We start from the raw sequence: 26,133 nt of genomic DNA on the forward strand, positions 1-26,133 counted from the left end.
GCTGGCAAAGACGTGCAGAGATTGGAAACTGCTGTGCTTAGAAACTCTTGCTGACGCCGATAACGACTCGGTCATCAAAAATCTTGGTTTGTGTACCGTAAACCTTGTGGCTCTCATCCACTGTGCTGCCGTGGTATCTGAGATCGAAACTCAGGCCGGCAAAGGTTTTGCTGACACCCAGGTTCCAGTGGCCCCAGCCTTCGGCGCCGTTACCGTCTAGATCTTGATAGCCGACGCTGGCAGACAGGTTAATGCCATTGTCGAACTGGTAGCTTGGATGGATGGCGTAGTTCACGCCTTGCCAGCCATCGACACCGAACCAGTCATCGACCGTCGGGGTCACTTCCAGTTGCAGCTTGGTGCGGCCGAACTGCTTACCCACCTTGAGCCATAACTCTGTGTAGTTAGAGTATGAGGCGCCCGGGTAGAGGTAGGAGAAGAGCATGACATCATAGGTGATACCTGAATCGCCGAAGGTGCCCGCCTTACCTATGTAGGGTGCGGTGACGATTTCGAGATTTGGATCGGCAAACTTGATGTTGGAGGCATACACACCGCCGTACCAACCCTGATCGTTTCCCCATCCCAGTGTGCCTTGCACGACAGGGACATCGCCATCCATGGTTTCTGATTCACCACGAAAGACATAGTCTGAGGCAAAGGTCAGCTTGCCTGTGATATTGCCGCCTAAGACTTGGGTGTCTTGCGCTTCGGCCATGACGCCACTTGTGGCTAACAGGCTGCCAAGGAGTATCGAGCATTTTAACTGGGTTAAGGTCTTCATCATCTTCATCTCATCTAGCTGTTGTTTGGCTGATGAGGCGACTATAGGCGCAAGATGTGAATGGCCTTGTCGGCACAGATGAACTGATCAAATAAAGATGTGAACAATTATGAATAGGTCTGAATTAACCCCATGTTTCATATGGTGTTAGTTTTCATCATGCCTGGATGACAGGGATCACATTTTAGACACAAAAAACGCTAAAACAGGGTGAAAACACGCAATTTTTAACTGTTTTTTAACAAGAAAACATGATTAAAAATAAAAATTTGCATTAACTTACAATATCTCTGCCCACATCTTCTTGTTGACCTCGGCTAGGTGTGAGATAAATAGTTTCTAAATCTTTTTTTAATTTTGCTTCCTCAAGATACCCCATAGCGCCTTACCCGTGCATGGGTGTTTTTTGTTGCGGCTTTGATTAGGAGTTCTCATGCGGCAAATAGTAAAAATTGCCTCGTTAGTTAGTGTGGCGTTATGGATAACAGGTTGTGGCCAGGACGAGAACCAAGGTCATTCGGCAGCAGCCCCAAGAAGCATGGAGGTTGGGGTGGTTCAGGTTGTCGAGCAGCCCCAGGCTATTCAGGTTGAGCTACCGGGTCGCAGCAAGGCATATCTTGAGGCCGAGGTGCGTCCTCAGGTGTCGGGTATCATCACCGAGCGCGGCTTCGTCGAGGGTGGTGAGGTAACCGAAGGCCAATCTCTCTATCAGATCGATTCATCGACCTATAAGGCGGCGCTGGTCAGTGCCGAAGCCGATCTGGCCCGTGCCAATGCCAGCCTGGTGTCTGCCAAGGCCAAGGCGGCCAGATATAAGGCCTTGATCAAGACTGATGCTATCAGCCAACAAGATTTCGACGAGGCTGATGCCCTCTACAAAGAGGCGCTGGCTAACGTGACTGTGGCTAAGGCGGCGATTAATACGGCTAAGATTAACCTGGAATACACTCAGGTGAAGGCGCCTATCTCGGGCCGTATCGGTAAATCTTCCGTGACTGCCGGTGCCCTGGTGACAGCGAATCAGAGCGCCGCACTGGCGACGATTCAACAGCTGGATCCTATCAACGTCGATATCGCCCAATCCAGTGCTCAGCTGCTACGTCTCAAGGCCAAGCTTAAGCAGGGACAACTGCAGGCGGCTGACAATGCCGATGTACGTCTGATCCTGGAAGATGGTACGGAATATGAGCACATGGGGTCTCTCAGGTTCGCCGAGGTGAGTGTCGATGAAAACACTGGCTCGGTAACCCTAAGGGCCGAATTCCCTAACCCGGATGGCGTATTGCTTCCTGGCATGTATGTGCGCGCCGTATTGAACGCGGGTACAGATCCTAAGGCGATTCTGGTACCGCAGAAGGCGGTTACCCGTAATACCAAGGGTCAGGCCGTTGCCATGGTGATTGGCGCCGAGAGCAAGGTTGAGCCAAGAGTCGTGACGACCGCCGAGGTGATCGATCATCAGTGGCGCATCACCAGCGGCTTGAAGGCTGGCGATCAGCTGATTGTCGAGGGATTACAGAAGATACGTCCGGGCGCCCCTGTAGTGGGTAAACCACTCAGCGAGATGCAATCAGACAAGCAACCACAGAAGTAAGGTAAAGTTATGGCTCGTTTTTTCATCGATCGCCCTATCTTTGCCTGGGTGATTGCAATTATTGTTATGTTGGCCGGGGTGCTCTCTATCATGAAGCTTCCCGTGTCGCAGTACCCGAGTATTGCGCCGCCGACCGTGGTGATTAACGCCATCTATCCGGGTGCGTCTGCCAAGACCATGGAAGACACTGTGACCCAGGTGATCGAGCAGCGCATGACGGGTATCGACCATCTGCGTTACATCTCGTCTACCAGTGACAGCTTTGGTAACGCGCAGATCACCCTGACGTTCAATGCCGAAGCCGATCCCGATATCGCCCAGGTTCAGGTGCAGAACAAGTTGCAGCTGGCGATGCCTCTGCTACCGCAAGAGGTGCAGGCGCAAGGGGTTAAGGTCAACAAATCCAGCTCGGGTTTCTTGATGGTATTGGGCTTCGTGTCCCAGGATGGCTCGTTGGAGAAGAATGATATCTCCGACTATGTGGGCTCTAACATCTTAGACCCTATGAGCCGTGTACCCGGTGTGGGTGAGATCCAGCTGTTCGGTGCCCAGTACGCCATGCGTATATGGCTAGACCCGCTCAAGCTGACCCAATACAACCTCACCAGCCTGGATATCATGGCCTCGATTCGTGAGCAGAATGCTCAGGTGTCTGCGGGTCAGTTGGGCGGCGCGCCCTCTATTGCGGGTCAGGAACTCAACGCCACGGTAACGGCTCAGAGTCGTCTACAGACCGCCGAAGAGTTTAGAAAGATCATCATCAAGTCCGATCCGTCGGGCGCTAAGGTTTACCTGGAAGATGTGGCCCGAGTCGAACTGGGGTCGGAAAGCTATTCGGTAGAGTCCTTCTATAACGGCCGTCCGGCTGCCGGTCTGGCGATCAAGCTGGCTACGGGGGCTAACGCCCTGGCGACCGCCGAGCGCGTGCGTGAGAAGGTCGATGAGATGAAGCCCTTCTTCCCGCAAGGGCTGGAAGTGGTTTATCCCTATGACACCACCCCCTTCGTTGAGAAATCGATCGAGGGCGTAGTGCATACCCTGCTGGAAGCCGTGGTACTGGTGTTTGTGATCATGTACCTCTTCCTGCAGAACTTCCGTGCGACCCTGATCCCGACCATCGCGGTACCTGTGGTACTGCTGGGGACCTTCGCCATCCTGTCGGCTACCGGCTTCTCGATCAACACCCTGACCATGTTCGCCATGGTGTTGGCCATCGGTCTGCTGGTGGATGACGCCATCGTGGTGGTAGAGAACGTCGAGCGTGTGATGTCCGAAGATGGCTTGAGCCCGATAGAGGCCACCAAGAAGTCGATGGATCAGATCACCGGCGCCCTGGTGGGTATCGGTCTGACCCTGTCGGCGGTATTCGTGCCTATGGCATTCATGTCGGGTTCGACCGGTGTGATCTATCGTCAGTTCTCCGTGACTATCGTATCGGCCATGGCGCTTTCTGTGCTGGTGGCGATCATCCTGACGCCGGCACTGTGTGCCACCATGCTGAAGCCGATTGCCAAGGGCCACCATGCGGTCGAGACGGGCTTCTTCGGTTGGTTTAACCGCACCTTCGACAAGATGACCTCGCGTTACGAGGCTGGCGTGGCAGCGATGATCAAGCGCGCTGGTCGCGTCATGTTGATCTACGTGGCCCTGACGGTAGCCGTGGGTTGGATCTTCATGCGCATGCCGACCGCCTTCTTGCCGGACGAAGACCAGGGTATCTTGTTTACTCAGGCGATCCTGCCGACTAACTCGACCCAAGAGACGACCAAGAAGGTGATGAGCAAGATCTCCGACTTCTATCTCAACGAGACGGGCGACAGCGTCAAGTCGGTATTTAGCGTATCTGGCTTCAGCTTCGCCGGTAGTGGTCAAAACATGGGTCTGGCCTTCGTGGGCATGAAAGACTGGTCTGAGCGTACCGGCCCGGGTCAAGATGTTAAATCGGTCGCCGGACGTGCCATGGGTATGTTCATGCAGATGAAGGAAGCCTTCGTGTTTGCCTTCGTACCGCCTGCGGTGATCGAGCTGGGTACGGCAAACGGTTTCGATTTCTATCTGCAAGATAGAAATGGCCAAGGCCATGAGAAGCTGCTCGAGGCCCGCAACATGCTGCTGGGCATGGCGTCGCAGAATCCTAACCTGGTGGGCGTGCGTCCAAACGGTCAGGAAGATGCGCCTATGTATCGCATCCATATCGACCACGCCAAGCTTCGCGCACTGAGTATCGATATCGACGCGGTCAACAGCGTGCTGGGCACTGCCTGGGGTGGTAGCTATGTGAACGACTTCATCGACCGTGGTCGTGTGAAGAAGGTCTATGTACAGGGTGATGCCCAGTACCGTATGCAGCCGGAAGACCTCGATACCTGGTATGTGCGTAACAGCCAGGGTGAGATGGTACCTTTCTCGGCCTTCGCCACAGGTACCTGGGAATATGGTTCGCCGCGTCTAGAGCGCTTCAACGGTCTGCCTGCGATGAACATCCAGGGGGGTACGGCACAAGGTTATAGTACGGGTGCGGCCATGGCCGACATCGAGGCCATGGTGGCCAAGCTACCACCAGGATTCGGCGTCGAGTGGAACGGCCTGTCATACGAGGAACGTCTCTCGGGTAACCAGGCACCGGCGCTGTATGCCCTGTCTATCATGGTGGTCTTCCTGGTATTGGCGGCCCTGTATGAGAGCTGGTCTGTGCCGTTTGCGGTGATCTTGGTGGTGCCACTGGGGATTATTGGTGCCTTGCTGGCGATGAATGGTCGCGGCCTGCCTAACGACGTGTTCTTCCAGGTGGGTCTGTTGACTACCGTAGGTCTGGCGACCAAGAACGCCATCCTGATCGTCGAATTCGCCAAAGAGTTCTACGAGAAGGGCGCGGGTCTGGTGGAAGCGACCCTGCACGCGGTGCGTGTGCGTCTGCGTCCAATTCTGATGACCTCGTTGGCCTTCGGTCTGGGTGTTGTGCCACTGGCCATCAGCTCGGGCGTAGGCTCGGGTAGCCAGAACGCTATCGGTACCGGCGTATTGGGCGGCATGATGAGTTCGACCTTCCTGGGGATCTTCTTTATCCCTATCTTCTTCGTGATCGTCGAGCGTATCTTCAGCAAACGCGAGAAGAAGGGCGCCGAAACTCAGGTCGCCGACTCGACACCGCAAGAATAGGCATTAGCTAACTCGTCAAAAAGCCCGGTAATAACCGGGCTTTTTATTGCCTAACATATTGCACTTGATGGTTATTTATTGAAAGATAATCGGCTAATAATAAGCCGTTAGGTAACCTAAGATGTCCCTATATTCTCGCGCTACGCTCCTCTGTCTCGCCGCCTTCGGCGCATCCGCCATGGCGGAGACCAGCGGCCCTCAACCGGCCCAAATCTCGTTAAATAACACTTATATCAATGATGCCATCTTGCCGCCGAGCATCACCTGGCAAGGCGCCAGCGAAGCCTTGCTGCGCGCGGCAGATGACCCTTGGGCGACCCCCTTCGAGCAGGGCGGTCTCAAGTCCAGCCCCAGTTATGATGATACCTTCGCCTGGCTGGATAAGCTGCTCGCCACCAGCGATAAGCTCCGCAAGGTTTCCTTGGGTAAGAGTCCTCAGGGGCGAGATATCTGGATGATAGTGGCGAGCCAGGAGGGGGCAGCGACCCCCGATGAACTCCAGGCCAATGGTAAGCCAACACTCTTGGTGCAGGCGGGGATCCACTCGGGCGAGATAGATGGCAAGGATGCGGGCATGATGTTGCTGCGCGACATGGTCATGGGAGACAAGCAGGCGCTGTTAACCGGTGCGAACCTCCTCTTCGTGCCTATCTTCAGCGTCGATGCCCACGAGCGCAGCGGCCAGTTTAACCGGGTCAATCAGAGGGGCCCGGTGGAGATGGGCTGGCGTACTACGGCCAATAATCTCAACCTTAATCGCGACTATGCCAAGGCAGATACCCTGGAGATGCAGCATATGTTGGCGGCGATTAATCGCTGGCAGCCGGATCTCTATATCGATGTGCATGTCACCGACGGCATAGATTATCAGTATGATGTCACCTTCGGCTATAACCTGGCCCAGGGGCTGAGTCCCGCCAGCTATCGCTGGCTTAACGACAAGTATCGTCCCAAAGTCGAGCATGCGCTCAGCGCTCAGGGACATGTGCCCGGCCCCTTGGTGTTTGCCATCGATAATCGCGACCTGAACCAGGGGCTCTCCTTGTGGAATGCCAGCCCACGCTACTCTAACGGTTATGGTGATGCCCGCCATCTGCCGACCATATTGATTGAGAATCATAGCCTCAAGCCCTTCAAGCAGAGGGTACTTGGCACCTATGTGATGCTGGCCTCGACCCTGGAGGTGCTGGGCGAGCAGGGCACGGCGCTGCGCAGCGCCATCAAGCAGGACAGCTACCGTTATAGCGACCGCATCACACTGACCTGGCAGTCAGAGACCCAGCCTAAGGGATGGGACTTCAAGGGGATAGACTATCGCCTGGAGCAGAGCCCCATCAGCGGCGAGTCGGTAGTGCGTTGGACCGGCGAGCCCAAGCTGTATGAGAACCTGCCCGTGATAGGTAAGACACGCGCCGACATCAAGGTGAATCGTCCCAAGGCCTACTATGTTCCGCCTCAGTGGCAGGAGGTGATCGAGCGTCTAAGCATTCATGGCATACGCATGACGCGCCTGGAGCAGCCTAAGACCTTGACCTTGACGCAATATCGATTCGGTGAGCCCGCGTTCGATGCCAAGGACTATGAGGGACGCCAGCGGGTCTCGGCCCCTGTGTCGAGCCATAAGGCTAAGGTGGCGCTGCCGGCGGGCACGGTGAAGATCAGCACACAGCAACCCCTTGGCGATCTGGCTATCCTCTTGCTGGAGCCGCAGTCACCTGATTCGCTGCTGCAGTGGGGCTTCTTTAATCCTATCTTTACCCGCACCGAATATATCGAGCACTATGCGGTAGAGCCGCTGGCGGTCAAGATGCTCAAGGAGGACGCGTCCCTAGCGGCCGAGTTTGAGGTGGCGCTCAAGGATCCTGAATTTGCCAAGGATGCCGAGGCGAGACTGCGCTGGTTCTACGAGCGTAGCCCCTATTTTGATAAGCAGTACAGGGTCTATCCCGTGCTCAGAGACTAAACAAAAAAGCAGGCCTGGCCTGCTTTTTTTATGTGGGTTTATCCCTGAGAGAAGGATTACTCAGGTTTACGGGCCGACAGGCTGTAGACCATGGGAATAGGTTTACCCTGATACAGCTGATAATACCTGGGCCTGTCGCTTGAGAGCCCCAGGCTCTCGCCCGTCACCAGATTGTCGAAGGCATCATAGGGGCTGAAGGGAAACTCCTGAATCGCGTCTATCTTGAGTCCGACTCCGATCAGTGCATTTACCACATCGGCCAGGGAGTGAGGCCAGGTCACCATGGTGTGCTTGGTGTCGCTGGCGTTTTCCGTGTAGGTGCCTTCCTCCTCCACATCGGGTGTCTGCTGGGCAAAGTAGCTATAGCCCTCCATCAGCGCCTGCACGGGATGAAACTCCACCATGTAGAACTGCCCACCTGGCTGTAGCGATTCGGCAATCAACTCGGCCCAGCGGCGTAGATCGGGCAGCCAGCACAGGACGCCATAGGAGGTATAGACAATATCGAACTTCTGTTGCAGCTTTTCACCGGCCTGATAGAGATCGCTGCAGATAAAGTTGGCCTTAAGGTCGCAGGCCTCGGCCAGTCGCTTGGCATGATGAATGGCGGTGTCGGACAGATCGACTCCAGTAACCTCGGCGCCCAGGCGAGCCAAGGAGAGGGTGTCCAGGCCGAAATGGCATTGCAGGTGCAGCAGGCTTTTTCCCTTCACCTCCAGGTCGGCTAGCTCTATCTCCTGCAGCGAGCTGTTGCCCGCGAGAAAGCCGTCGACATCGTAGAAGCTGGAGTCCAGGTGTTCTAGGGTTCTGTGATTCCAAGCCGTTTGGTTGAGGGTTAAGTAGTCCATGCTTCGCCTCATAAGTTGATGAAGTATTTCACTAATTAGTAACTAATTCCACGAATCGGGTGGCGGCATCGCCATCCAAAAATCGGTTAAGCATGATAATAACATAGAAAAAACAATTAGATAACTTGTTGGCATATTATCTGCTTAGTTGGGCTATCTAAGCCGCCCCATCGAGGCGGTACAAACGACTTTAACAGAGATTAAGGAAGGTGTTTATGTTGGCTCGTGTAATGACTATGGCGACCGCACTGGTATTTGGCCTTACCGGATGCATAGTAAATGTAAATAGTGCGGGAAGGGACGATTTCGACTATCACAAACAGATGCAGCTGACGCTGGATGCTCAGTCGCTGGAGACACTGGTCGCCGATACCGGCGCCGGTAGCCTGAAGATAGTGGGCGACGCCTCGGTTGAGCAGATCACCCTGGATGCCGACATTTATGGTTTTGATGGCGCCGAGCCCGAACTGACCCTGACCCGTTCGGGCAATAAGGCCAAGCTGGTTGCCAACTTCGATGCCTTTCACCGGACCAGCTTCTCAAATGGTAAGTCGCCCTACATAGATCTGCTGGTGAAGGTGCCTGCTGGAATCAAACTGGATATCCATGACGGCTCAGGCAGCATTGTCATTCGCGGCGTGCAGGCGGATATGGAGATCCAAGATGGCTCGGGTGCCATAGAGATAGATGGCGGCCAAAAGCTCATCATAGATGATGGCTCGGGCAGCATTACCCTCACCAATGTGGCGGGCGATATCCAGGTTAAGGATGGCTCAGGCAGCCTGACCATAGCCTCGGTACAAGGAGATGTGGAGATTGACGACGGCTCTGGTGCCATAGAGGTCAGAGGCATTCAGGGTAAGGTCACCATAGACGATGGCTCAGGCGGCATCCGCGTGGTGGACACCCAGGGGCTTCACATCATAGATGCGGGCTCAGGTAACCTTAGCTTCGACAATATTCAGGGCCAGGTCAGCATAGACTAAGGCCAGGACTTCCCGGCGCAGAGGCTAATCTCGGGGTCGCACGAACCTAGGGATTAGCCGATGCCCACCCCATTAAGACTCTAAAGGTTTAGGCTCTGACCCACTTACGCGGCGTGAGCGGCTGGCGAGACTGCAGATATTGGCGAAGCACCTGCACGCCGGCTAGCAGCAGGAGTCCCCAGCGAAGGCCAATGATCTGCCAGGCCATCTGCGAAGAGGTCTCCTTGTACTGGCACACCACCAGCGTTAGCAGCAAGACGCCCACCAGAATTTTCCAGTGCCTTGGTGACAGACGTACCAGGGGAACATAGGAGGCGACATAGGCGCAGCTAAGCCCCAACAGCGCGCCCGCCAGCGTGTCTACCGGCCAATGAGCACCCACCAAGATGCGTGACAGCGCTACCATGCCAGCTCCCATCAACAGGGCCCATTTACTCTTCTTATCCTGCATCACCATCAGCAAGGTGCCGGCGAACAGGAAGGCGCTGGTGCTATGGCCTGAGGGAAAGCTGTGATGCAGACGCGTCTCGCCGACGATATAGAGAAAATCCAGGGTTGCCGCCGGTCTGGGGGCATCGAAATACTGTTTTAGCAGCGGCACCAAGATCATCGACAGCAGGCTGGCGGTCAATACCCGCGGCATCAGCTCGGGGCGACGCAGCAGACAGATGAGCACTATAGTGCCTAGGGTGCTGCCGTGGCCGAGATCGGTTATCCCCAGCTGCAGCCACTGGGGCAGGCTAGGCGAGAGGCCGTTGATGGCGCGAAAGAGGTTCAGGTTGATATCCTGATTCAGGCAGAGCAGCGCCAGCATGCTGACCAGTAGGATCAGGACGCCATAGCGGCTGCGATCTGTGGTGATCGTCAGGGCGGTTTCTCTGGTGGTCTGAGCCTGGGTCAGTCTGAACATGGCACACCTCTTCATCTTAGGAGCCTCCAGTGTAGGCACCTAAGTGTGAAGAAAGCGTGAATATTGGTGAAAGTCTTACGCCTTTTGGGCAGTTAACCTTGAAACGCCAGCCAACGTTTTACCCTGTGCATGGCGCCATATTCGCGCCAGATCAACAGGGCGGCTGTGGCAATTAGGCCCCATCTGAGCATCAGGATCGGCCAGATGAGATCTTTGTCGAAGCTCTTATCCAGTTCGCTCACCACCAACACACACCAGAGGAAGGCCAAGATGAGCGCTTTGTGGAACTGGCTGAGCTTGACCAGGGGGCAATGGGCCGCCGCATAGGCGCAGAAGAGGCCGACGAAGGCGCCCATGATCACGTCCTCTGGCCAGTGCGCGCCGACGACGATGCGAGACAGGCCCACCAGGCTGGCAAAAGCGATTGCCAGGCATTTAATCTGGGTCTGCCGATAGGCGAAAAAGAGCGTGCCGGCAAACAGGAAGGCAGTGGCGGTATGGCCCGAAGGAAAACTGTGTTTCAGGCGGATCTCACCGACAATATTCAGTGTCTCTAATATTACAGCCGGACGAGGCGCATCGAAGGTCTGCTTCAGCAAGGGCACCAAGATCAGCGACAGCACGCTGGCGATGACAACCCTGAGTAGGAGTTCGGGCCGTTTCACCAGACAGCAGAGAGTGATCACCCCGAGGGTGATGCCATCGCCTAGGTCTGTGATCAGCAGGAGGAGATCGGCAGGGGCGTAGGCCGCAATGCCGTTAAAGAATCTAAACAGGGATAGATTGACTGCCGAGTTCAGCACCAAGAGGTGCAGACAGAGCAGAAGCAAGAGTAACCCAATAAAGCCGCGTCCCTGGTACTTGTCTTGCGCAGGCATTCCCGTTGCCTTTGCTTGTCGTTGTAAATTCATAGTCTTTCCACATAAACGCGCCCGCCTAAGATAGTGGTTTGTTATGGGTAAGTAAAGACGTTTAACCTGAGGTAAATCTTGGGTTTACATCTTGTTGAGCCAGGCCTGTTTGGTTTGTTCTGGCCTTAGCCTATGATTTACGGCTGCTTTCCCCTGTAATTTTTAGGGACATTCATCATTTGCATCAAAGTGTATTAGGGCGACTTTTTGCGTTTTTGTGAGCCTTTTCACGGCGATTTCCCGCTTCAGGGCATCCGAGCGGCTGCCAACCCGCTCGCGATAGACCAGGGTCAGCGGCCCCTTACCCCTGAGATACTTGGCCGTCTTGGGGCCATTGTCGCTATGTTCCTTGAAGCGGCGGTCGATATCTGTGGTGATCCCCGTATAGAGGTGACCGTTGGCGCAGCGGATCATGTAGAGGCTCCAGGTGGTGCAAGCTAACTTCTCCTGGGTCATCTTAGGCGAGTCCCAGCAGGCCGAGGAAGAAGGCGTACTCTTCGGCCGTGTCCTCAAAGTGGCGATAGCGACCGCTCTTGCCGCCATGGCCCGCCTCCATGTCGATATGAAACAGCAACAGATGATCGTCTTGTTTATATTCTCTAAGTTTCGCCACCCACTTGGCGGGCTCGAAATATTGCACCTGAGAGTCGTGCAGGCCTGTGGTGACCAGCAGGTGCGGGTAGGCCTGGCGACAGATGTTGTCATAGGGGGAATAGCTCAGCATGTAGTGGTAAGCCTCGGCCTGATTCGGGTTACCCCACTCATCATACTCGTTGGTGGTCAGGGGCAGCGACTCGTCGAGCATGGTGGTGACGATATCGACGAAGGGCACGTGGGCCGCCACAGCCAGATAATGCTGCGGCGCCTGATTGATCACCGCGCCCATCAGGAGGCCACCGGCGCTGCCGCCACTGGCAACCACCTTATCCCGGGCGCAGTAGCCTAGCTCCACCAGGGCGAGGGTGACGTCGATAAAGTCGTTGAAGCTGTTTTGCTTGTGCATCAGGCGGCCGGCGTCGTACCAGGGACGCCCCAGCATCTCGCCCCCCCGCACGTGGGCGACCGCATAGACTACGCCGCGATCCAACAGGCTGAGGATGGCGCTGTCGAAGTCAGGTTCTATGGTGTAGCCGTAGGCGCCATAGCCATATTGATACAAGGGTTTGCTGCCGTCCTGGCGGAACTTGTCCTTGCGATACACCAGGGTCACGGGCACCTTGGCGCCGTCTCTGGCGTCGATGAAGAGCCGCTCTGTCTGGTAGTGTTGGCTATCGAAGCCGCCGAGTACCCGCTCCTGTTTCAGCAGGCGTCTCGGGCTGGCCTGGGTGAGATCCACCAGGTAGATGGACTCGGGCGTCGATGGGCTGGCGTAGTAGATGCGCAGATGATGGCTATCTTGAGTCGGGTTAACATCCAGACCCACCACGTAGGCGGCATCGTCGAAGTCGAGTTCATATTCCGTGGCGCCGTTGAGGGGCATGATGCGGATCTGGCTCAGCCCCTGCTGGCGATACTGCACCACAAGATAGTCTTTTAACACCAGCAGATCTTCCAGGCGGCGCGACTCATCTGCGGGGATGACTTCCTGCCAGCTGCGCTTATCGGCGAAGCTCGACTCTACTGCCTTCATCAGACGGAAGTTTACCGCCTGCCAGTTGGTGAGTATGTAATACTCCTCACCGCGCTTAGCTACCGAGTATTCGTGTCCCGGCTCCCGTGGAAGCAGTGGCGTAAAGCATGCCTCTGGTTGGTTGGCATCTAAGGTGGACACCTCGCTGGTGAGCGCACTCTCGTGGGTGAGCAGGATGCGGGACTCATCCAGGCTCTTGCCGATCGACAGGTAGAAGCTATCGTCCGCCTCCTGATACACCAGGCGGTCATTGGCCTGGGGCTCACCCAAGCGGTGGCAATAGACGCGGTCGCCCAGCAGGGTTTGAGGATCCTTGGCGATATAGAAGAGATGCAGGTTATCCTTGGCCCAGACGATCTCGCCATCCGTGTCGCTAAGGCTGTCGCTGAGCCATTCACCCGTGTCCAGGCGCTTGATGCTGATGCGATAGAGGCGCCGACTCAGGGTATCTTCGCTGATGGCCAGCAGCGTCTCGTCCGGGCTGACGCTCAGCCCGCCCATGCTATAAAACTCCTTACCCTGGGCGCGCTCGTTGGCATCGAGCAATAGCTGCTCCTCGTCCTCCAGTTCGTGTTTGCGGCCAAACAGCGGGTACTCCTGCTCTCCCTGATAGCGCTTGTAGTACCAGTGTTGGTGCCAGCGATAGGGGACACTCGACTCATCCTTGTCGATTCGACCGATAAGCTCCTGAAACAGCTTCTGCTGTAGTGGTTCGAAGGGGGCAAAACAGGCCTTGTGATAGGCGTTTTCTGCCTCCAGATGAGCCAGTACCTCGGGGGATTGGCGCTCATCATCTCTCAGCCAATGATAGTCATCGATACGCTCATTGCCGTGATGTTCGAGAGGGTGGGCTTGTTTGCGTGCGACTGGGGGCGTTATCCCTGACATTGGATTGACCTTATTCTGAGCCGAAAGTGAGCGGGTACTGGAGCAAGAGCTTAGGTGATCTGGCTTATATTTGTCACCCCTAGCGCTTGTACTTTGATGGTTTTAGGGGCACCATAGCGGCGCTTTCCATCAAAGGAGAGTACATTCTCAGGGCGGGGTGAGACTCCCCACCGGCGGTGATCATCCTATGGGATGTCAGCCCGCGAGCGCCTATTTGCATCTAGGTATTAGTTTGCAGCTAGGGTCAGCAGATCTGGTGAAGTGTGCAACAAGCCATCTATTCCAGAGCCGACGGTAATGAGCACCTAGTGCACTAAGTCCGGATGAAAGAGAATATAAGATAGCGTGACCGCGAGAAGATGAGCCTAGCCTCACGCTTTTCTCGTGCCTGCATACCTCTTATTCGGCGAGCCTGGATATCTTTTTCAAAGAGACCCCAAGGCGCGTCATTTTCTGCATGCCCTGATTCTGGAAAAACCATTTTATTAGTCTTACTAAGGATTTAACCATGAATCAGTCTCTACTTTCTCCCTTTGGCGATGCCATCACTCGTGTCGAAGCAGCCCTCACCGCGCTTAGAGCCGGTCAAGGTGTGTTGGTGGTCGACGATGAAGATCGCGAAAACGAAGGGGACCTTATCTATAGCGCAGAACACCTGACCCAAGCGCAGATGGCACTGCTTATCCGCGAATGTAGCGGTATCGTCTGTCTCTGTCTCACCGACGAGCGGGTGAAGCAGCTGGAGCTACCGCCCATGGTGGAAGACAACTCCAGCCAATACGGCACCGCCTTTACCGTGAGTATCGAAGCTAAGGTGGGGGTAACCACAGGTGTGTCGGCGGCCGATCGCGTGACCACCATCAAGGCCGCCATCGCCGATGATGCCAAGCCTAGCGACCTGGCGCGTCCCGGCCATGTTTATCCGCTGCGCGCGCAGCCCGGCGGCGTGTTGACCCGTCGCGGCCATACCGAGGGCACCATAGATCTGATGAAGCTCGCGGGGCTTAAGCCGGCGGGCGTGCTGTGCGAAGTGACCAATGTCGACGGCACCATGGCGCGTTTGCCCGAGATCATCGCCTTCGGCGAGCAGCATCAGATGCCTGTGCTCACCATCGAAGATATCGTCTGCTATCGCAAGTCATTACTGGAGAAGGCGAGCTAACCCAAATGCGTTAGCGCAAATCAGTTAACCTATACGAGTTAATTGATTTGCCATATTAAACTAAATAATTAACCTTAAATTGGCTATTTGTTTAGTATAGTCCGACAAAAAGGCCGATCTCATCGGCCTTTCTTTGTGTCAACCCCTGTGCCTGCCTTAGTCATCTTGCGCCGAATGCCTTCCTGAAAAATCTTCTCGCCAATTTAAATGTTAATAAAAAATAAAGGCTTATCTAATAATTCACCATGAAAGCGTTAATTTCGTGACCTAGATTAGACTTTGGTGAAATAGGTATGACGGCGGGGGTTAGGCTATGTTACTACTCTCAGACCCTAAATTCCTCGCGTCTGCTTTTGTGATAATCGAGCAAGGAGCGCTTAAGATGTCATCTATGCTGAACCGGTATAGTCTGAGCCAGAAATTAATCTTGCTGGCGACTATCCCCATGTTGCTGCTGCTGATCTTCGGCAGCTTGCGCATGCTCGACCTGATCGAGCGCCAGCAGACGGCCCAGCGCAATGCCCTAGGGGTGATGATCACAGAGCAGACCCAGAAGCTCATCTTCGCCCTGCAGAATGAGCGCGGCCTGTCGGCCGGTTTTGTCGCCAGCCAGGGCAAGCGATTCGAGCGGCGGCTACAAACCCAGCGGCGTCAGACAGACAAGGTATTGCAGGAACTGCTGGATGCCCCCAATATCGCCAACCTACACCTCTCCCTCAGCGAGATAGACAGGCCCAGCGTCAACCTGCAACAAAGTGTCGACACTATTCATGCCCTGGGGGCTCGCCTCAAGCAGGTGCGCCGGGGGATTGATAGTCGCGGTGAAGGTAGCGGCTTCAACTTTTACAGCGAGTTCACTCAGCACCTCTTGGTGCTCATCTCCCAGATCCAGTCCCAGGTGCAAAACACCCTGCTCGCCAAGGCCTACAACGACCTTATCCATATGCTCAAGCTACAGGAGTTGGCGGGCAAAGATCGTGACCTGCTCAATCGTCTGCTGGCCGCCGACAGCCTAGATCATCAGGCTTATCTCGCCCAATACTCGATGCAGGATGACCTGCTGGACGCCTTTCACGAAATGCTCTCGACCACTTCACCCGCGGATCTTGCCCTGATCAAGGAGACCCTAGATAACGAGGCGACCCAGGAGCTGCTGCTGATGAAAGGGCGGGTGAAGGCGCAGGTGAATCTTATTCTGCTGGCCAATCGCCTCAGGGAGAGGCTGGGGTATGGCGGCTTGATCGATCACTATCAGGATTACCTGCTCTCGGGTGAAGAGACCAACATCATACTGTTCGAAGAGGACTGCCTGGCCATACAGGGGCTGCTGCAACAGGCCCAGAAGCTGCCCCATGTGACCTCGCCACAGCGCGAGGCGCTGGCCCAGATAGATTATACCGTGGAGCAGTATCGTCAGGCGGTGGATGCCCAGCGTCAGCACAGGCTATCCGGTCATGCCGGACCCTTGCCACAAGAGGAGCGCTCCATCATAGCCGATCAGGCCATGTTGGCGGCCCTGTCTCAGCTGCAACACCAACACCCAGCGGTGGCCAGCGAGGCCTGGTGGGGGCTGGCCACTGAGGCCCTGGGGCAGATGAATCAGGCGAGCCTGACCCTGAGCAATAACATAGCTAACTTGGTACAACGTCAGGGGCGTGAGGCGCTCAGTTTCCTGGTGTTAGGCATCATGGCGGCCATCTGTAACTTTCTGTTTTTGATTGTCTTGGGTCGCCTCATAGTCAATAACCTGGTGACCCGTATCGGCACCATAGCCTCCTTGATGCAGCGCATGGCCCAGAATACTCAGCTGCAGCTGTCTGTGCCGGTGGATGGGCGAGACGAGGTGGCCAAGATGGCGATGGCCCTCAACGCCATGTTGAGCGAGCGGCAGGAGGCCAACCGTGAACTCTCCCTGGCATCGGCGGTGTTTGAATATTGCGCCGAAGGGATAGTGGTTACCGACAAGGACAACCTGATCGAGGCGGTAAACCCCGCCTTTACCCAGATCACTGGCTATACCCTGGAGGAGGTGAAGGGGCGCAGCCCGGCTATCCTCAATTCCCATCAGCAACCCCACCACTTCTATGAACAGATGTGGCAGTCGCTCAAGCAATACGGCAAGTGGCAGGGGGAGATCTGGAACAAGCGTAAGAACGGCCAGATCTATCCCGAATACCTGGCCATTACTGTGGTGAAGGATGACAAGGGGCGGGTGGTGCAACATATCGGCCTCTTCCTGGATATCAGTAACCGTAAGAAGTACGAGCAGGATATCTGGTACAAATCTAACTACGATGCCCTGACTAACCTGCCTAATCGTCAGCTCTATACCTCGCGCCTGTCGCAGATGTTGCAACTGGCAGAGCAGCGTTGCTGCTCTGTGGCCGTGCTCTTTATCGATCTGGACAGGTTTAAATATATCAATGATATCTATGGTCATGCGGTAGGCGATGAGCTGTTGCAGGTGGCGGCCGCCAGGCTGGAAGCCCTGCTGGAACAACATGATTTCGTCGCCCGTCTCAGCGGCGATGAGTTTGTGGTGGTCATGGGGCACACCAAGCATCAGGGTGAGATAGAGCAGCGGGCGCAGCAGATCTTGCAGCACCTGTCGTCGCCTTTCGGCATCAACCGCAACGAACTGTTGATCTCCGCCAGTGTCGGCATCAGCTGTTACCCCAGCAACGGCACCAGTGTCGAGGTACTGACCCGTAACGCTGAGACCGCCATGTATCAGGCGAAGCAAGATGGACGTAACTGCTTCGGCTACTTCTCTCCCGACATGAACAACAATATGCTGGCACGTATCACCCTGGAGCAGTCGCTGCGCAGCGCCGTGCTGCAACACGAGTTCTGTCTGCATTATCAGCCGATTGTCGATACCAGCAGTGGTGAAGGGGTCGCCCTGGAGGCCTTGCTGCGTTGGCGTCATCCTCAACGAGGTCTGGTGCCTCCGGATGAGTTTATCCCCATCGCCGAGGAGACCGGGCTTATCGAGCCTATCGGCGAGTGGGTGATCCAGCAGGCGCTGCGTGATCTGCGTCAGTGCCATAGCCAGGGGATAATGATCAACATGGCGATTAACGTCTCTGGTCGTCAGCTGGCTCACGGCGATCCCAGCCATTTCGCCTGCATGCTCAACGGCTTGCTGCAGAAATATGATGTAGCGCCCCAATATGTCCACATAGAGATCACCGAATCGATTCTGATGGCCGACACCGAGCTGTCGCTTAAGGCGCTGACGGCGATTCGTCACCTAGGGGTGGAGATCTACCTGGATGATTTCGGCACAGGCTACTCCTCCCTCAGTTATTTGAAGCAGTTCCCCATCTCGGTGATCAAGATAGACAAGAGTTTCGTCGACAACATGTTGGAAGACAGGGCGGATGCCAACCTGATCAAGGCGATCATCACCATGGGGCAGAGCCTGGATATGCGCCTGGTGGCCGAAGGGGTGGAGAGCGAGCCGCAGCGCAGCTTCCTACAGGGATTAGGCTGTGACTTCGTGCAGGGCTATCTTGTGGCCAAGCCTATGCCGCTCAAGGAGCTGGAGCCCTTGCTGCGTCGTATCGTCAGGGAAAAACCGACCTCATTGCTTTGACTGCTCAACTCAATCGCTGCCGATAGCCAGATTGCTTAAAAACGGTTTTAGGTATTGGGCTTGAGGCGAAGCTTGATAGGCGAGTGCCTTTGCAGAGCGTATTTACGGAACGCTTAGCGGAGAAAAGGCGGGGCGCCATGCCCCGCATCTGGCTTATTCGCCGACGGTCATCACGCTGGCAGACTCCTGCTGAGCCATCTGCGCCAGATCTTTATCGACGAAGAAGAGCGCCTTACCATCTTCGCCCACCAGACGGATCTTATCGACGATAGACTTGAACAGCTTCTCCTCTTCGTGCTGCTCAGACACATACCATTGCAGGAAGTTGAAGGTCGAGTAGTCCTGATTGGTAAAGGCGGTGTGGGCCAGGGCGTTGATCTTGCTGGTGATCATCTGCTCGTGCTCATAGGTGTATTCGAACAGGGCCAGTAGCGAATCGAACTGTGATTGCGGCGCCTCGATTGCCCCCAGCAGCGGCATGCCGCCAGTTTCGCTCACATAGGTAAACAGACGATGCATGTGCTGCATCTCCTCTTCGGCGTGAGCACGCATAAATTTCGCGGCACCCTCAAAGCCTTTGTCTTCACACCAGGCGCTCATCTGTAGGTAGAGGTTAGAGGAGAAGAACTCCACATTAATTTGCGCGTTCAACTGATCTATCATCGTTTGTGCCAGCATAGTTACTTCCTTAAATTAAGTCATTTCTTGGTGCTAGGGCCTGTTCACCTTTCAGGTTTAATTTTTGTTCTATCTAAACGCGTTTTGCTCGAGGCGAGAGCAATGAAGCATAGTTGCACTATGTAAATTGCGAACAACATAGGGCAGGGCGCGTTTAGATGAACCCTTTGGGCAGTGTTTGTAGGCCATTTCTACTGCGTTATCGCCTGTTTGTGTAGAACCACTACACGACTCAGGCTCTGCCTTGTATCAATCACCTTCAAACTGCTGCAAAAACAAACAGGAAAGGTCAATAGGCCCTATTTATTGTGTTTAACCCCCCAGTGAATTGCAACCATCTTTACTTAACTCAATGTTTTTAAATGCAAATAATTATCGTTAATGGCTTGGTGGGTTGTATCCATGCCTGCTTGTTACATTTGCTAACCAAATCAGACGGATTTATTAACATTTTGTCTCTAGGCTTTAGGGTCAAGAAACTAAGCTCATAACCCCGGCCGGGTCTGACGTGCCTGGGGCGGGACAATTGATGAACCTCACCAAATTAAGCACCAATAACCCTGCCGGTACCCTAGTGGCCCTATTGCTGATCGCCATATTCGGCGTGTTAGCCATAGGCAAGCTGCCGATACAGCTGCTGCCGGACATTCAACGGCCGCAGATCTCCGTCTTCAACAATTGGCGCTCGGCGGCGCCCCAGGAGATGGAATCCAACATCATCGAGCCTCAGGAAAATGTGCTGCGCCAGGTACCCGGTGTGGTTGAGATGACCTCAAATATCTCCCAGGGCTTTGGCGGTATCACACTGACCTTCGAGGTGGGCAGCGATATGCAAGCGGGGATGATCAATGTGATCAACGCGCTCAACCAGACTCCCCCAAGGCCGCTGGATGCCAACGAGCCCTTCATCAATGTCGGCGGTGGTAACGGCGCGCCCAATCTGGCCTCCCTACTGATCCGCATGGCGCCGGATAATCCGGCTACCGACTTCGCCCAGTACCAGAAGCTGATCGACGATGTGGTGGAGCCCAGACTGAGGCTGATCTCTGGGGTGGGTTCGGTGCAACTGCAGAGTCGCCTGCCGAAAGAGTTACATATCGAGTTCGACCCCTATCGCGCCGCGGCGCTGGGGATCACTCTGGATCAACTGCGCAGCACACTGTCGCGGGCGGCGGATATTTCGGGCGGCACTGCTAACGTGGGGCGTCGCCAATATACGGTACGTTTCATCGGCCAATACACACCAGAAAACCTAGGTAATCTCATCGTCACCTATAACGAGGGGCGCCCCATCTACCTCAACGAGCTGGCGGATGTGGCGGTTTCTACCGCAGAAGTGCAGGGCTTTACCAAGCGTAACGGTTACCCCGCCTACTATATGACGGTGGAAGGCACCTTCGATGCCAATACGGTTAAGGTGCTCGATGGTGTCAACGAGGCGATTGCCGAGCTCAATCAGGGGCCGCTTAAGGAGGCGGGGTTGGTGTTGGATCTCTCCTTTGACGCCTCTGTGCATATCAAGCGGGCCATCTGGTTGGTGAAGGGCAACCTGGCGATCGGTGTGGTGCTGGCGCTGGTGATCCTCTACGCCTTCCTGCGCAGCTTCCGTGCGACCCTGATGATCGCCTCGACTATCCCCGTCGCCCTGCTGATCGCCTTCTTCTTCCTCGAGATGATGGGGCGCACCCTGAACGTGATCTCCCTGGCGGGCCTGGCCTTCGCCGTGGGACTGGTGTTGGATGCGGCCATCATAGTGCAGGAAAATATCGTGCGCATCCTGCAGCAGGGGACGCCGATCCGCGAGGCCATCGCCAAGGGCACAGATCAGGTCAAGGGTGCCTTGCTGGCCTCCACCGCCACGACGGTCGCCATCTTCCTGCCGATCCTGTTTATGCCCGGGGTGGAAGGCCAGCTGTTTTCTGATCTGGCGCTCACCCTGTCGGTGGCAGTAGTCTCCTCCTTTATCAGTGCCATCACCCTGATCCCGGTATTTAGCCTGTTGTGGCTCAAGCTCTCAACCCAGGATGATGGCCAGCAGAGCGGCCGCCTGTGGCGCTGGATCTCGGCAACCGTACAGCGCCTCACCGGCGACACCAAACGTGCCGTCTTCTGGTGTATCACCCTGATCCTAGGAGCCGCCATGCTGACGGCGGTCCTGATGCCGAGACCCGACTTTCTGCCCCAGGCGCGCTCGGACGGCATATTTGCCTTCTTCGCCCTGCCGCCGGGTGCCAACGTCAAGACGCTGGAGAAGGAGGTGGGCGATGTGATCATCGAGCGCCTCAAGCCATATTATGACAAGGAGAAGCAGCCCTATATCAAGGGATATAACTTCTCCATGTACAGCGCCTTCAACGTGCTGTTTATATATCCCGAAGACCCGTCCCAGGCCGATGCCATGATAAAGCTGCTCAACAAGGAGATCTTGGTGGGACTGCCCGATACCCAGGCCTTTACCAACCGCGGCTCCCTGCTGCAGTTTGGCTTTAACGGCGGCCGGGCGATCAATATCGACCTCCAGGGGGCCGACATGGAGGCTCTGATGGAGACGGCAGGCAAGGGGATGGGACTGATTCAAGAGGCGCTGCCCGGCGCCGTGGTTAGGCCGATTCCTGGTCTCTCCATGGCACAACCCGAGCTGCAGTTGATCCCCAACGAGCGCCGTCTGGCCCAGGCGGGCGTCGACCGGATTCAGATAGCCAACGCCATTCGCGCCTACACCTCTGGTTTGTTTGTGGGTGAGTATTTCGACGGCAACGAGCGCATGGATGTGCTGCTCAAGGGACCCAAGTGGCAGGTGCCCGAGCAACTGTCGGCGACTCCTGTCTATACCCAGGCCGCCGGTATTCAAACCATAGGTGAGCTGGCGACCCTCAAGCGAACCGTGGGACCGACCCAGCTGCAGCGAGTCAACGGCAAGCGCAGCGTCAGCCTGTTGATCTTCCCGCCAGCGGATATGTCTTTGGATGAGGCGCTGGAGAAACTCAACCAGTCGGCGGTACCGACCCTGAGAGCCAGCTTGCCGGAAAACAGCTCACTCGGCTATCGTGGCAGCGCCGACAAGCTCGACAGCACCATCAAGGATATGGGCGCCAACTTCGCCCTGGCCGTGGTGATCCTCTTTCTGCTGATGGCCGCCATGTTTAAGTCGGCCAAGGATAGCCTGCTGGTCTTGCTCTCTATGCCGCTGGCGATCTGTGGCGGCGTGGTCAGCCTGCGGCTGCTAAACTTGTTTAGTTTCCAGAGCCTGGATCTGCTGACCATGATAGGTTTCATCATCTTGCTGGGGCTGGTGGTCAATAACGCCATCCTGCTGGTGGATCAGACCCGCCAGAGTTATCGCGAGACGCCGGATATCGACCTGGCCATCGCTCAGGCCGTGGCGACCCGAGCCCGCCCCGTGTATATGAGCACCCTGACCTCCATCTTCGGCATGCTGCCGCTAATGCTGGTGCCCGGTGTCGGCAGCGAGATCTATCGCGGCCTGGCGGCGGTTATCGTCGGCGGCATGACCTTTAGCGCCTTGTTTACCCTTATTTTGATGCCCAGCCTGTTGCGTCTGACCCATAGGCTGAGCCCAGTTACCAATAGGCTGGCCGACGAGCCTGCCCTCGCATCCACCACAGGAGTGAAGTCATGAGATCCTTAATTGCCGGCGTGCTGGCGCTCTCTCTAATCGGTCCCATGAGCTGGGCCCAGGGCGAGGCGCCCGAGCGTCTGGTGCAGGTGGTTCAGGTTGAGAACCGCGCCCTGTCGCCCAAGATCATGGTGATAGGATCTGTGCACTCCCGTAACTATGCCGAGCTGACCGCGGGCATCGAGGGTAAGCTCGAGTGGGTGATCGAGGCCGGCACCCTGGTGAAGGCGGGTGAAGTGGTTGCCCGCATCGAGAAGACCCGCCTCGAGTTACAGAAAGCCCAGCAAGAGGCGCAGATAGAGTATGAGACGGTAGGCCTGTCGCGGCTTAATCGCGAGCTGAAGCGTCTGCAGAAGCTGATGGCCAACAAGAACGCCTCTGAGACCGAGCTGGATAAGGCACGCTCTGATCGCGACCTGGCCGCCGCTAACCTCAAGTTGGCGCAGATTAAACTTAAGATGATCCTCGATGATATTGCCCGCACCCAGGTGAAGGCGCCCTTTGCCGGCATCATCACGGCGCGTCAGCGTCAGGCGGGCGAGGATATCAGCCGCGCCGAGTCTATCGTCGCCATCACAGACCCGGACAACCTGGAGATCCGCCTGCATGCACCGCTCAAGCACAGTCGCCGGGTAAAGGTGGGGGATGAACTGCGGGTCTATCATGGCCTGGGGGAGTTCTCTGCCAAGATCCGCAGCCTGATCCCTGTGTCTGATGTGCGCTCCCAGACCTTCGAGGCCCGCATCGACCTACCGCTCGAGCGGCAGGATATGCTCAACGTCGGCGAGCTGGTCTCCCTGGCACTGCCTATTGCTCCGAAACAGCTGACCACCTTAGTGCCCCGCGACGCCGTGGTGCTGCGCTCCGCCGGTGCCTTCGTGTTCAAGATAGATGAGAGTAACAAGGCGGTGAGGGTGGCCGTGGAGCTGGGCGACGGTGAAGGGGAGTGGATCGCCGTCAAGGGTGAACTCAGCGACAACGACCAGGTAGTGATTCGCGGCGCCGAGACGCTGCAAGATGGCCAGCAGGTGAAGGTGCAGGCCAATAGCCTGGAGTTGAGCGCCGGTTAATCTATACCTTTGGAGATAGTCGAGCCGACATCCGCCCCGCTGGTGTCGGCTTTTTGGTTGAATCTCGGCGGATTGCGGCCAAAAACTGCCGTCGAGATCATAGTCTTCTGGTTTCAGCATGGCATAATGAGCGGCAATATTCGCTTTTACTCATATCCTACAGTTAACGCTAAGGTACTCTATGTCTATGCAAGCCGATCCCTGTGCAAAACCCAGCCTAATGCATCCCGATGAAGCCATCATCAAGCTTCTGGAACAAGTTCGTCCACTGGAAGAATCGGAAATGGTGCAGCTTCCCCATGCGCTGGGACGTGTGCTGGCCGAGGATCTGGCCTCAAGTATAGACCTGCCACCCTTCGATAACTCGGCGATGGACGGTTATGCCTTCCGTTTCGAGGATCTGGCCCAGGGCAATCGTTTCACCCTAATAGGCCACTCCTTTGCCGGGCATCCTTTCGAGGGCGAGGCCAGCGCCAATACCTGTGTGCGCATAATGACGGGCGCGCCTGTGCCGCCGGGTTATGACACAGTTCAGATGCAGGAAAAAGTCGAGGTCGACGGCGACAGCATAATCATCGAAGCGCCCAAGGCGTTAGGTGCCAACGTGCGTCGTCGCGGTGAAGAGGTGAAGACGGGTGGCAAGGTGCTCTGCGCCGGCACCCAGATCGGCGCCGCCGAGATGGGCGTGCTGGCCACCATAGGTGCCAGCCAGGTAAGGGTGACTCGTCTGGTCAAGGTGGCCTTCTTCTCTACCGGTGACGAGCTGCGCCCCGTGGGCACAGAGCTGGCGCCGGGCCAGATCTACGACTCCAACCGTTACAGCATTCAGGGACTCTTGAGCCGCGCCAACGTCGAGTGGATAGACCTTGGAGTGATCGAAGACGACCCTGAGGCGATCCGCGCCGCGTTTCGTAACGCAGCGGCCAACGCCGATATGGTGCTTACCTCGGGCGGTGTCTCTGTGGGGGATGCCGACTTTACCAAGCAGATCCTCGACGAGGAGGGTGAGATCACCTTCTGGAAACTGGCCATCAAGCCGGGCAAGCCGTTCGCCTTCGGTCGTATCGGCGAGGCGGTCTTCTGTGGTCTGCCGGGTAATCCCGTCTCCTCCATGGTGACCTTCTACAAGTTGGTGTGGCCGCTGCTTAACAAGATGCAGGGGCTGCCTCAGGTGAAGCCACTGCAATTGCAGGCCAAGCTCAAGGGTAACCTACGCAAGTTCCCAGGCCGGGTCGAGTATCAGCGTGGCGTGCTGAGTCAAAATGCTCAGGGTGAGGCCGAGGTGAGTGTCACCGGCGGTCAGGGGTCTGGCATGCTTACCTCCATGAGTCTGGCTAACTGTTTCATCATACTGGCTCAGGAGCAAGGTGATACGCCGGACGGTAGCCTGGTGACAGTGGAGCCCTTCAACTCAGTGCTGGCACTCTAGGGGCAGGACTGATGGAACCTAATACCCAAGAAGAGATCCTCTCGGATGCGGAGATCTTGCGCTATAGCCGCCATATCTCCATCAAGGCGATGGACTTCGAAGGCCAGGAGCGACTCAAGCAGGCCAAGGTGCTGGTGGTCGGTGCCGGCGGCTTAGGCTGCGCTTCTACCCAATATCTGGCGGTCGCCGGAGTGGGTCAGTTGACTCTAGTGGATTTCGATACCGTTGAGCTGTCGAACTTGCAGCGCCAGGTGTTGCACCATGATGCCACTATCGGCCAGCCCAAGGTGGAGTCGGCCAAGAGATCCTTGATGCAGCTCAATCCCCATCTCAGTGTAAACACAATCAATGCCGTGCTCGACGATGAGCAGATCATGGTGCTGGTGGCCGAGCATGATCTGGTGATGGACTGCACCGACAACATAGTGGTGCGCGAACAGCTCAATCAGGCCTGTTATCAGCATAAGGTGCCTTTGGTGTCGGCCGCCGCCATCCGCATGGAGGGCACGGTTACCGTATTCGACTACGGCGAGCAGAGCCCCTGTTATCATTGCTACAGCAAGCTGTTTGGCGATCAACAGCTGACCTGTGTCGAGTCGGGCATTCTGGCGCCCGTGGTGGGCATGATAGGTTGCCTGCAGGCGGTGGAAGCGATCAAGGTGCTGGCTAAGATGGGCAAGACCCTCAGCGGCCGCATCCTGATGATAGATGCCATGACCATGGAGTTTCGCGAGATGAAGCTACCTAAGCAGCCTCATTGCCACGTTTGCGGTATGTGAGTATTCACTTACTTCTGAATGGTATGATCTAGGTAGTTGAATAAGAAGCGAGGCTAAGGCCTCGCTTTTTTGTGTCTTACCACCGGTCTTTCACGGCAAACCGGCAA

Annotated in this window: 17 protein-coding genes and 1 riboswitch; of the genes, 10 read left to right on the top strand and 7 right to left on the bottom strand. The window is 56.1% G+C overall.

All coding sequences use genetic code 11. The features are described from left to right. Nucleotides 1–37: 37 nt before the first annotated feature. Nucleotides 38–793 (bottom strand): TorF family putative porin, encoded by a 756-nt coding sequence (locus K0H81_RS00145; protein ID WP_144202313.1) that lies wholly within the window; start codon nucleotides 791–793, stop codon nucleotides 38–40. Between the two features lie 424 nt (nucleotides 794–1,217). On the opposite strand from K0H81_RS00145, the gene K0H81_RS00150 reads away from it, so the two are divergent. The 3 genes from K0H81_RS00150 (at nucleotide 1,218) to K0H81_RS00160 (ending at nucleotide 7,500) form a co-directional block, all read left to right on the top strand. Next, nucleotides 1,218–2,378 (top strand): efflux RND transporter periplasmic adaptor subunit, encoded by a 1,161-nt coding sequence (locus K0H81_RS00150; RefSeq protein WP_144202315.1) that lies wholly within the window; start codon nucleotides 1,218–1,220, stop codon nucleotides 2,376–2,378. 9 nt (nucleotides 2,379–2,387) lie between these two features. Continuing rightward, entirely contained in the window at nucleotides 2,388–5,537 is a 3,150-nt protein-coding gene (locus K0H81_RS00155; RefSeq protein WP_144202317.1) for an efflux RND transporter permease subunit, read from the top strand. Nucleotides 5,538–5,658: 121 nt separating this feature from the next. Further along, complete coding sequence (locus K0H81_RS00160; RefSeq protein WP_220059519.1) at nucleotides 5,659–7,500, top strand: M14 family metallopeptidase; 1,842 nt, start codon at nucleotides 5,659–5,661, stop codon at nucleotides 7,498–7,500. Nucleotides 7,501–7,556: 56 nt separating this feature from the next. On the opposite strand, the gene K0H81_RS00165 is transcribed toward K0H81_RS00160, so the two are convergent. After that, nucleotides 7,557–8,348: a class I SAM-dependent methyltransferase gene (locus tag K0H81_RS00165; protein WP_220059520.1), complete on the bottom strand. Its 792-nt coding sequence runs from the start codon at nucleotides 8,346–8,348 to the stop codon at nucleotides 7,557–7,559. A 215-nt stretch (nucleotides 8,349–8,563) separates the two neighbouring features. On the opposite strand from K0H81_RS00165, the gene K0H81_RS00170 reads away from it, so the two are divergent. Then, nucleotides 8,564–9,334, top strand: a complete 771-nt coding sequence (locus K0H81_RS00170) for a DUF4097 domain-containing protein (RefSeq protein WP_220059521.1) — start codon at nucleotides 8,564–8,566, stop codon at nucleotides 9,332–9,334. 88 nt (nucleotides 9,335–9,422) lie between these two features. Here K0H81_RS00170 and K0H81_RS00175 read toward each other — a convergent pair whose 3' ends face one another. From K0H81_RS00175 to K0H81_RS00190, 4 genes are all read right to left on the bottom strand, one after another. Then, a complete protein-coding gene (locus K0H81_RS00175; protein ID WP_220059522.1) occupies nucleotides 9,423–10,244 on the bottom strand; it encodes a phosphatase PAP2 family protein in 822 nt (273 codons plus the stop codon). A gap of 92 nt (nucleotides 10,245–10,336) precedes the next feature. After that, the gene (locus tag K0H81_RS00180; protein ID WP_220059523.1) at nucleotides 10,337–11,155 is read right to left on the bottom strand and encodes a phosphatase PAP2 family protein; all 819 of its coding nucleotides are present in this window, start codon (nucleotides 11,153–11,155) and stop codon (nucleotides 10,337–10,339) included. 162 nt (nucleotides 11,156–11,317) lie between these two features. After that, a complete protein-coding gene (locus K0H81_RS00185) occupies nucleotides 11,318–11,698 on the bottom strand; it encodes a GIY-YIG nuclease family protein (protein WP_258406347.1) in 381 nt (126 codons plus the stop codon). Next, a complete protein-coding gene (locus K0H81_RS00190; RefSeq protein ID WP_220059524.1) occupies nucleotides 11,613–13,673 on the bottom strand; it encodes a S9 family peptidase in 2,061 nt (686 codons plus the stop codon). The genes K0H81_RS00185 and K0H81_RS00190 overlap by 86 nt, the downstream gene beginning before the upstream one ends. Nucleotides 13,674–13,812: 139 nt before the next feature. Beyond that, a riboswitch (FMN riboswitch) is annotated at nucleotides 13,813–14,012 on the top strand. A 169-nt stretch (nucleotides 14,013–14,181) separates the two neighbouring features. Between K0H81_RS00190 and ribB the strand changes: the two genes are divergently transcribed. Next, a complete protein-coding gene (gene ribB, locus K0H81_RS00195; RefSeq protein ID WP_144202332.1) occupies nucleotides 14,182–14,835 on the top strand; it encodes a 3,4-dihydroxy-2-butanone-4-phosphate synthase in 654 nt (217 codons plus the stop codon). 391 nt (nucleotides 14,836–15,226) lie between these two features. Further along, nucleotides 15,227–18,433: an EAL domain-containing protein gene (locus tag K0H81_RS00200; protein ID WP_258406348.1), complete on the top strand. Its 3,207-nt coding sequence runs from the start codon at nucleotides 15,227–15,229 to the stop codon at nucleotides 18,431–18,433. Between the two features lie 153 nt (nucleotides 18,434–18,586). Here the strand turns inward: K0H81_RS00200 and ftnA are convergent, their stop codons facing one another. Further along, complete coding sequence (ftnA, locus tag K0H81_RS00205) at nucleotides 18,587–19,111, bottom strand: non-heme ferritin (RefSeq protein ID WP_011863852.1); 525 nt, start codon at nucleotides 19,109–19,111, stop codon at nucleotides 18,587–18,589. Nucleotides 19,112–19,640: 529 nt separating this feature from the next. On the opposite strand from ftnA, the gene K0H81_RS00210 reads away from it, so the two are divergent. From K0H81_RS00210 to moeB, 4 genes are all read left to right on the top strand, one after another. Next, the gene (locus K0H81_RS00210) at nucleotides 19,641–22,751 is read left to right on the top strand and encodes an efflux RND transporter permease subunit (protein ID WP_220059526.1); all 3,111 of its coding nucleotides are present in this window, start codon (nucleotides 19,641–19,643) and stop codon (nucleotides 22,749–22,751) included. Beyond that, on the top strand, nucleotides 22,748–23,818 hold the full coding sequence (locus K0H81_RS00215) for an efflux RND transporter periplasmic adaptor subunit (protein ID WP_220059527.1): 1,071 nt from the start codon (nucleotides 22,748–22,750) through the stop codon (nucleotides 23,816–23,818). The genes K0H81_RS00210 and K0H81_RS00215 overlap by 4 nt, the downstream gene beginning before the upstream one ends. Nucleotides 23,819–23,999: 181 nt before the next feature. Beyond that, entirely contained in the window at nucleotides 24,000–25,247 is a 1,248-nt protein-coding gene (gene moeA, locus K0H81_RS00220; protein WP_220059528.1) for a molybdopterin molybdotransferase MoeA, read from the top strand. A gap of 11 nt (nucleotides 25,248–25,258) precedes the next feature. Beyond that, the gene (gene moeB / locus K0H81_RS00225) at nucleotides 25,259–26,026 is read left to right on the top strand and encodes a molybdopterin-synthase adenylyltransferase MoeB (protein ID WP_220059529.1); all 768 of its coding nucleotides are present in this window, start codon (nucleotides 25,259–25,261) and stop codon (nucleotides 26,024–26,026) included. Nucleotides 26,027–26,133 lie beyond the last annotated feature (107 nt).

Source organism: Shewanella halotolerans (genome assembly GCF_019457535.1).
In the GTDB taxonomy this organism is placed as follows: Bacteria; Pseudomonadota; Gammaproteobacteria; order Enterobacterales; family Shewanellaceae; genus Shewanella; species Shewanella halotolerans.

Bases quoted from the DNA above. Each gene is read 5' to 3' on its own strand.
- K0H81_RS00145 (WP_144202313.1), bottom strand. From the start codon at position 793: ATGAAGATGATGAAGACCTTAACCCAGTTAAAATGCTCGATACTCCTT.
- K0H81_RS00150 (WP_144202315.1), top strand. From the start codon at position 1,218: ATGCGGCAAATAGTAAAAATTGCCTCGTTAGTTAGTGTGGCGTTATGG.
- K0H81_RS00155 (WP_144202317.1), top strand. From the start codon at position 2,388: ATGGCTCGTTTTTTCATCGATCGCCCTATCTTTGCCTGGGTGATTGCA.
- K0H81_RS00160 (WP_220059519.1), top strand. From the start codon at position 5,659: ATGTCCCTATATTCTCGCGCTACGCTCCTCTGTCTCGCCGCCTTCGGC.
- K0H81_RS00165 (WP_220059520.1), bottom strand. From the start codon at position 8,348: ATGGACTACTTAACCCTCAACCAAACGGCTTGGAATCACAGAACCCTA.
- K0H81_RS00170 (WP_220059521.1), top strand. From the start codon at position 8,564: ATGTTGGCTCGTGTAATGACTATGGCGACCGCACTGGTATTTGGCCTT.
- K0H81_RS00175 (WP_220059522.1), bottom strand. From the start codon at position 10,244: ATGTTCAGACTGACCCAGGCTCAGACCACCAGAGAAACCGCCCTGACG.
- K0H81_RS00180 (WP_220059523.1), bottom strand. From the start codon at position 11,155: ATGAATTTACAACGACAAGCAAAGGCAACGGGAATGCCTGCGCAAGAC.
- K0H81_RS00185 (WP_258406347.1), bottom strand. From the start codon at position 11,698: ATGGCGGCAAGAGCGGTCGCTATCGCCACTTTGAGGACACGGCCGAAG.
- K0H81_RS00190 (WP_220059524.1), bottom strand. From the start codon at position 13,673: ATGTCAGGGATAACGCCCCCAGTCGCACGCAAACAAGCCCACCCTCTC.
- ribB (WP_144202332.1), top strand. From the start codon at position 14,182: ATGAATCAGTCTCTACTTTCTCCCTTTGGCGATGCCATCACTCGTGTC.
- K0H81_RS00200 (WP_258406348.1), top strand. From the start codon at position 15,227: ATGCTGAACCGGTATAGTCTGAGCCAGAAATTAATCTTGCTGGCGACT.
- ftnA (WP_011863852.1), bottom strand. From the start codon at position 19,111: ATGCTGGCACAAACGATGATAGATCAGTTGAACGCGCAAATTAATGTG.
- K0H81_RS00210 (WP_220059526.1), top strand. From the start codon at position 19,641: ATGAACCTCACCAAATTAAGCACCAATAACCCTGCCGGTACCCTAGTG.
- K0H81_RS00215 (WP_220059527.1), top strand. From the start codon at position 22,748: ATGAGATCCTTAATTGCCGGCGTGCTGGCGCTCTCTCTAATCGGTCCC.
- moeA (WP_220059528.1), top strand. From the start codon at position 24,000: ATGTCTATGCAAGCCGATCCCTGTGCAAAACCCAGCCTAATGCATCCC.
- moeB (WP_220059529.1), top strand. From the start codon at position 25,259: ATGGAACCTAATACCCAAGAAGAGATCCTCTCGGATGCGGAGATCTTG.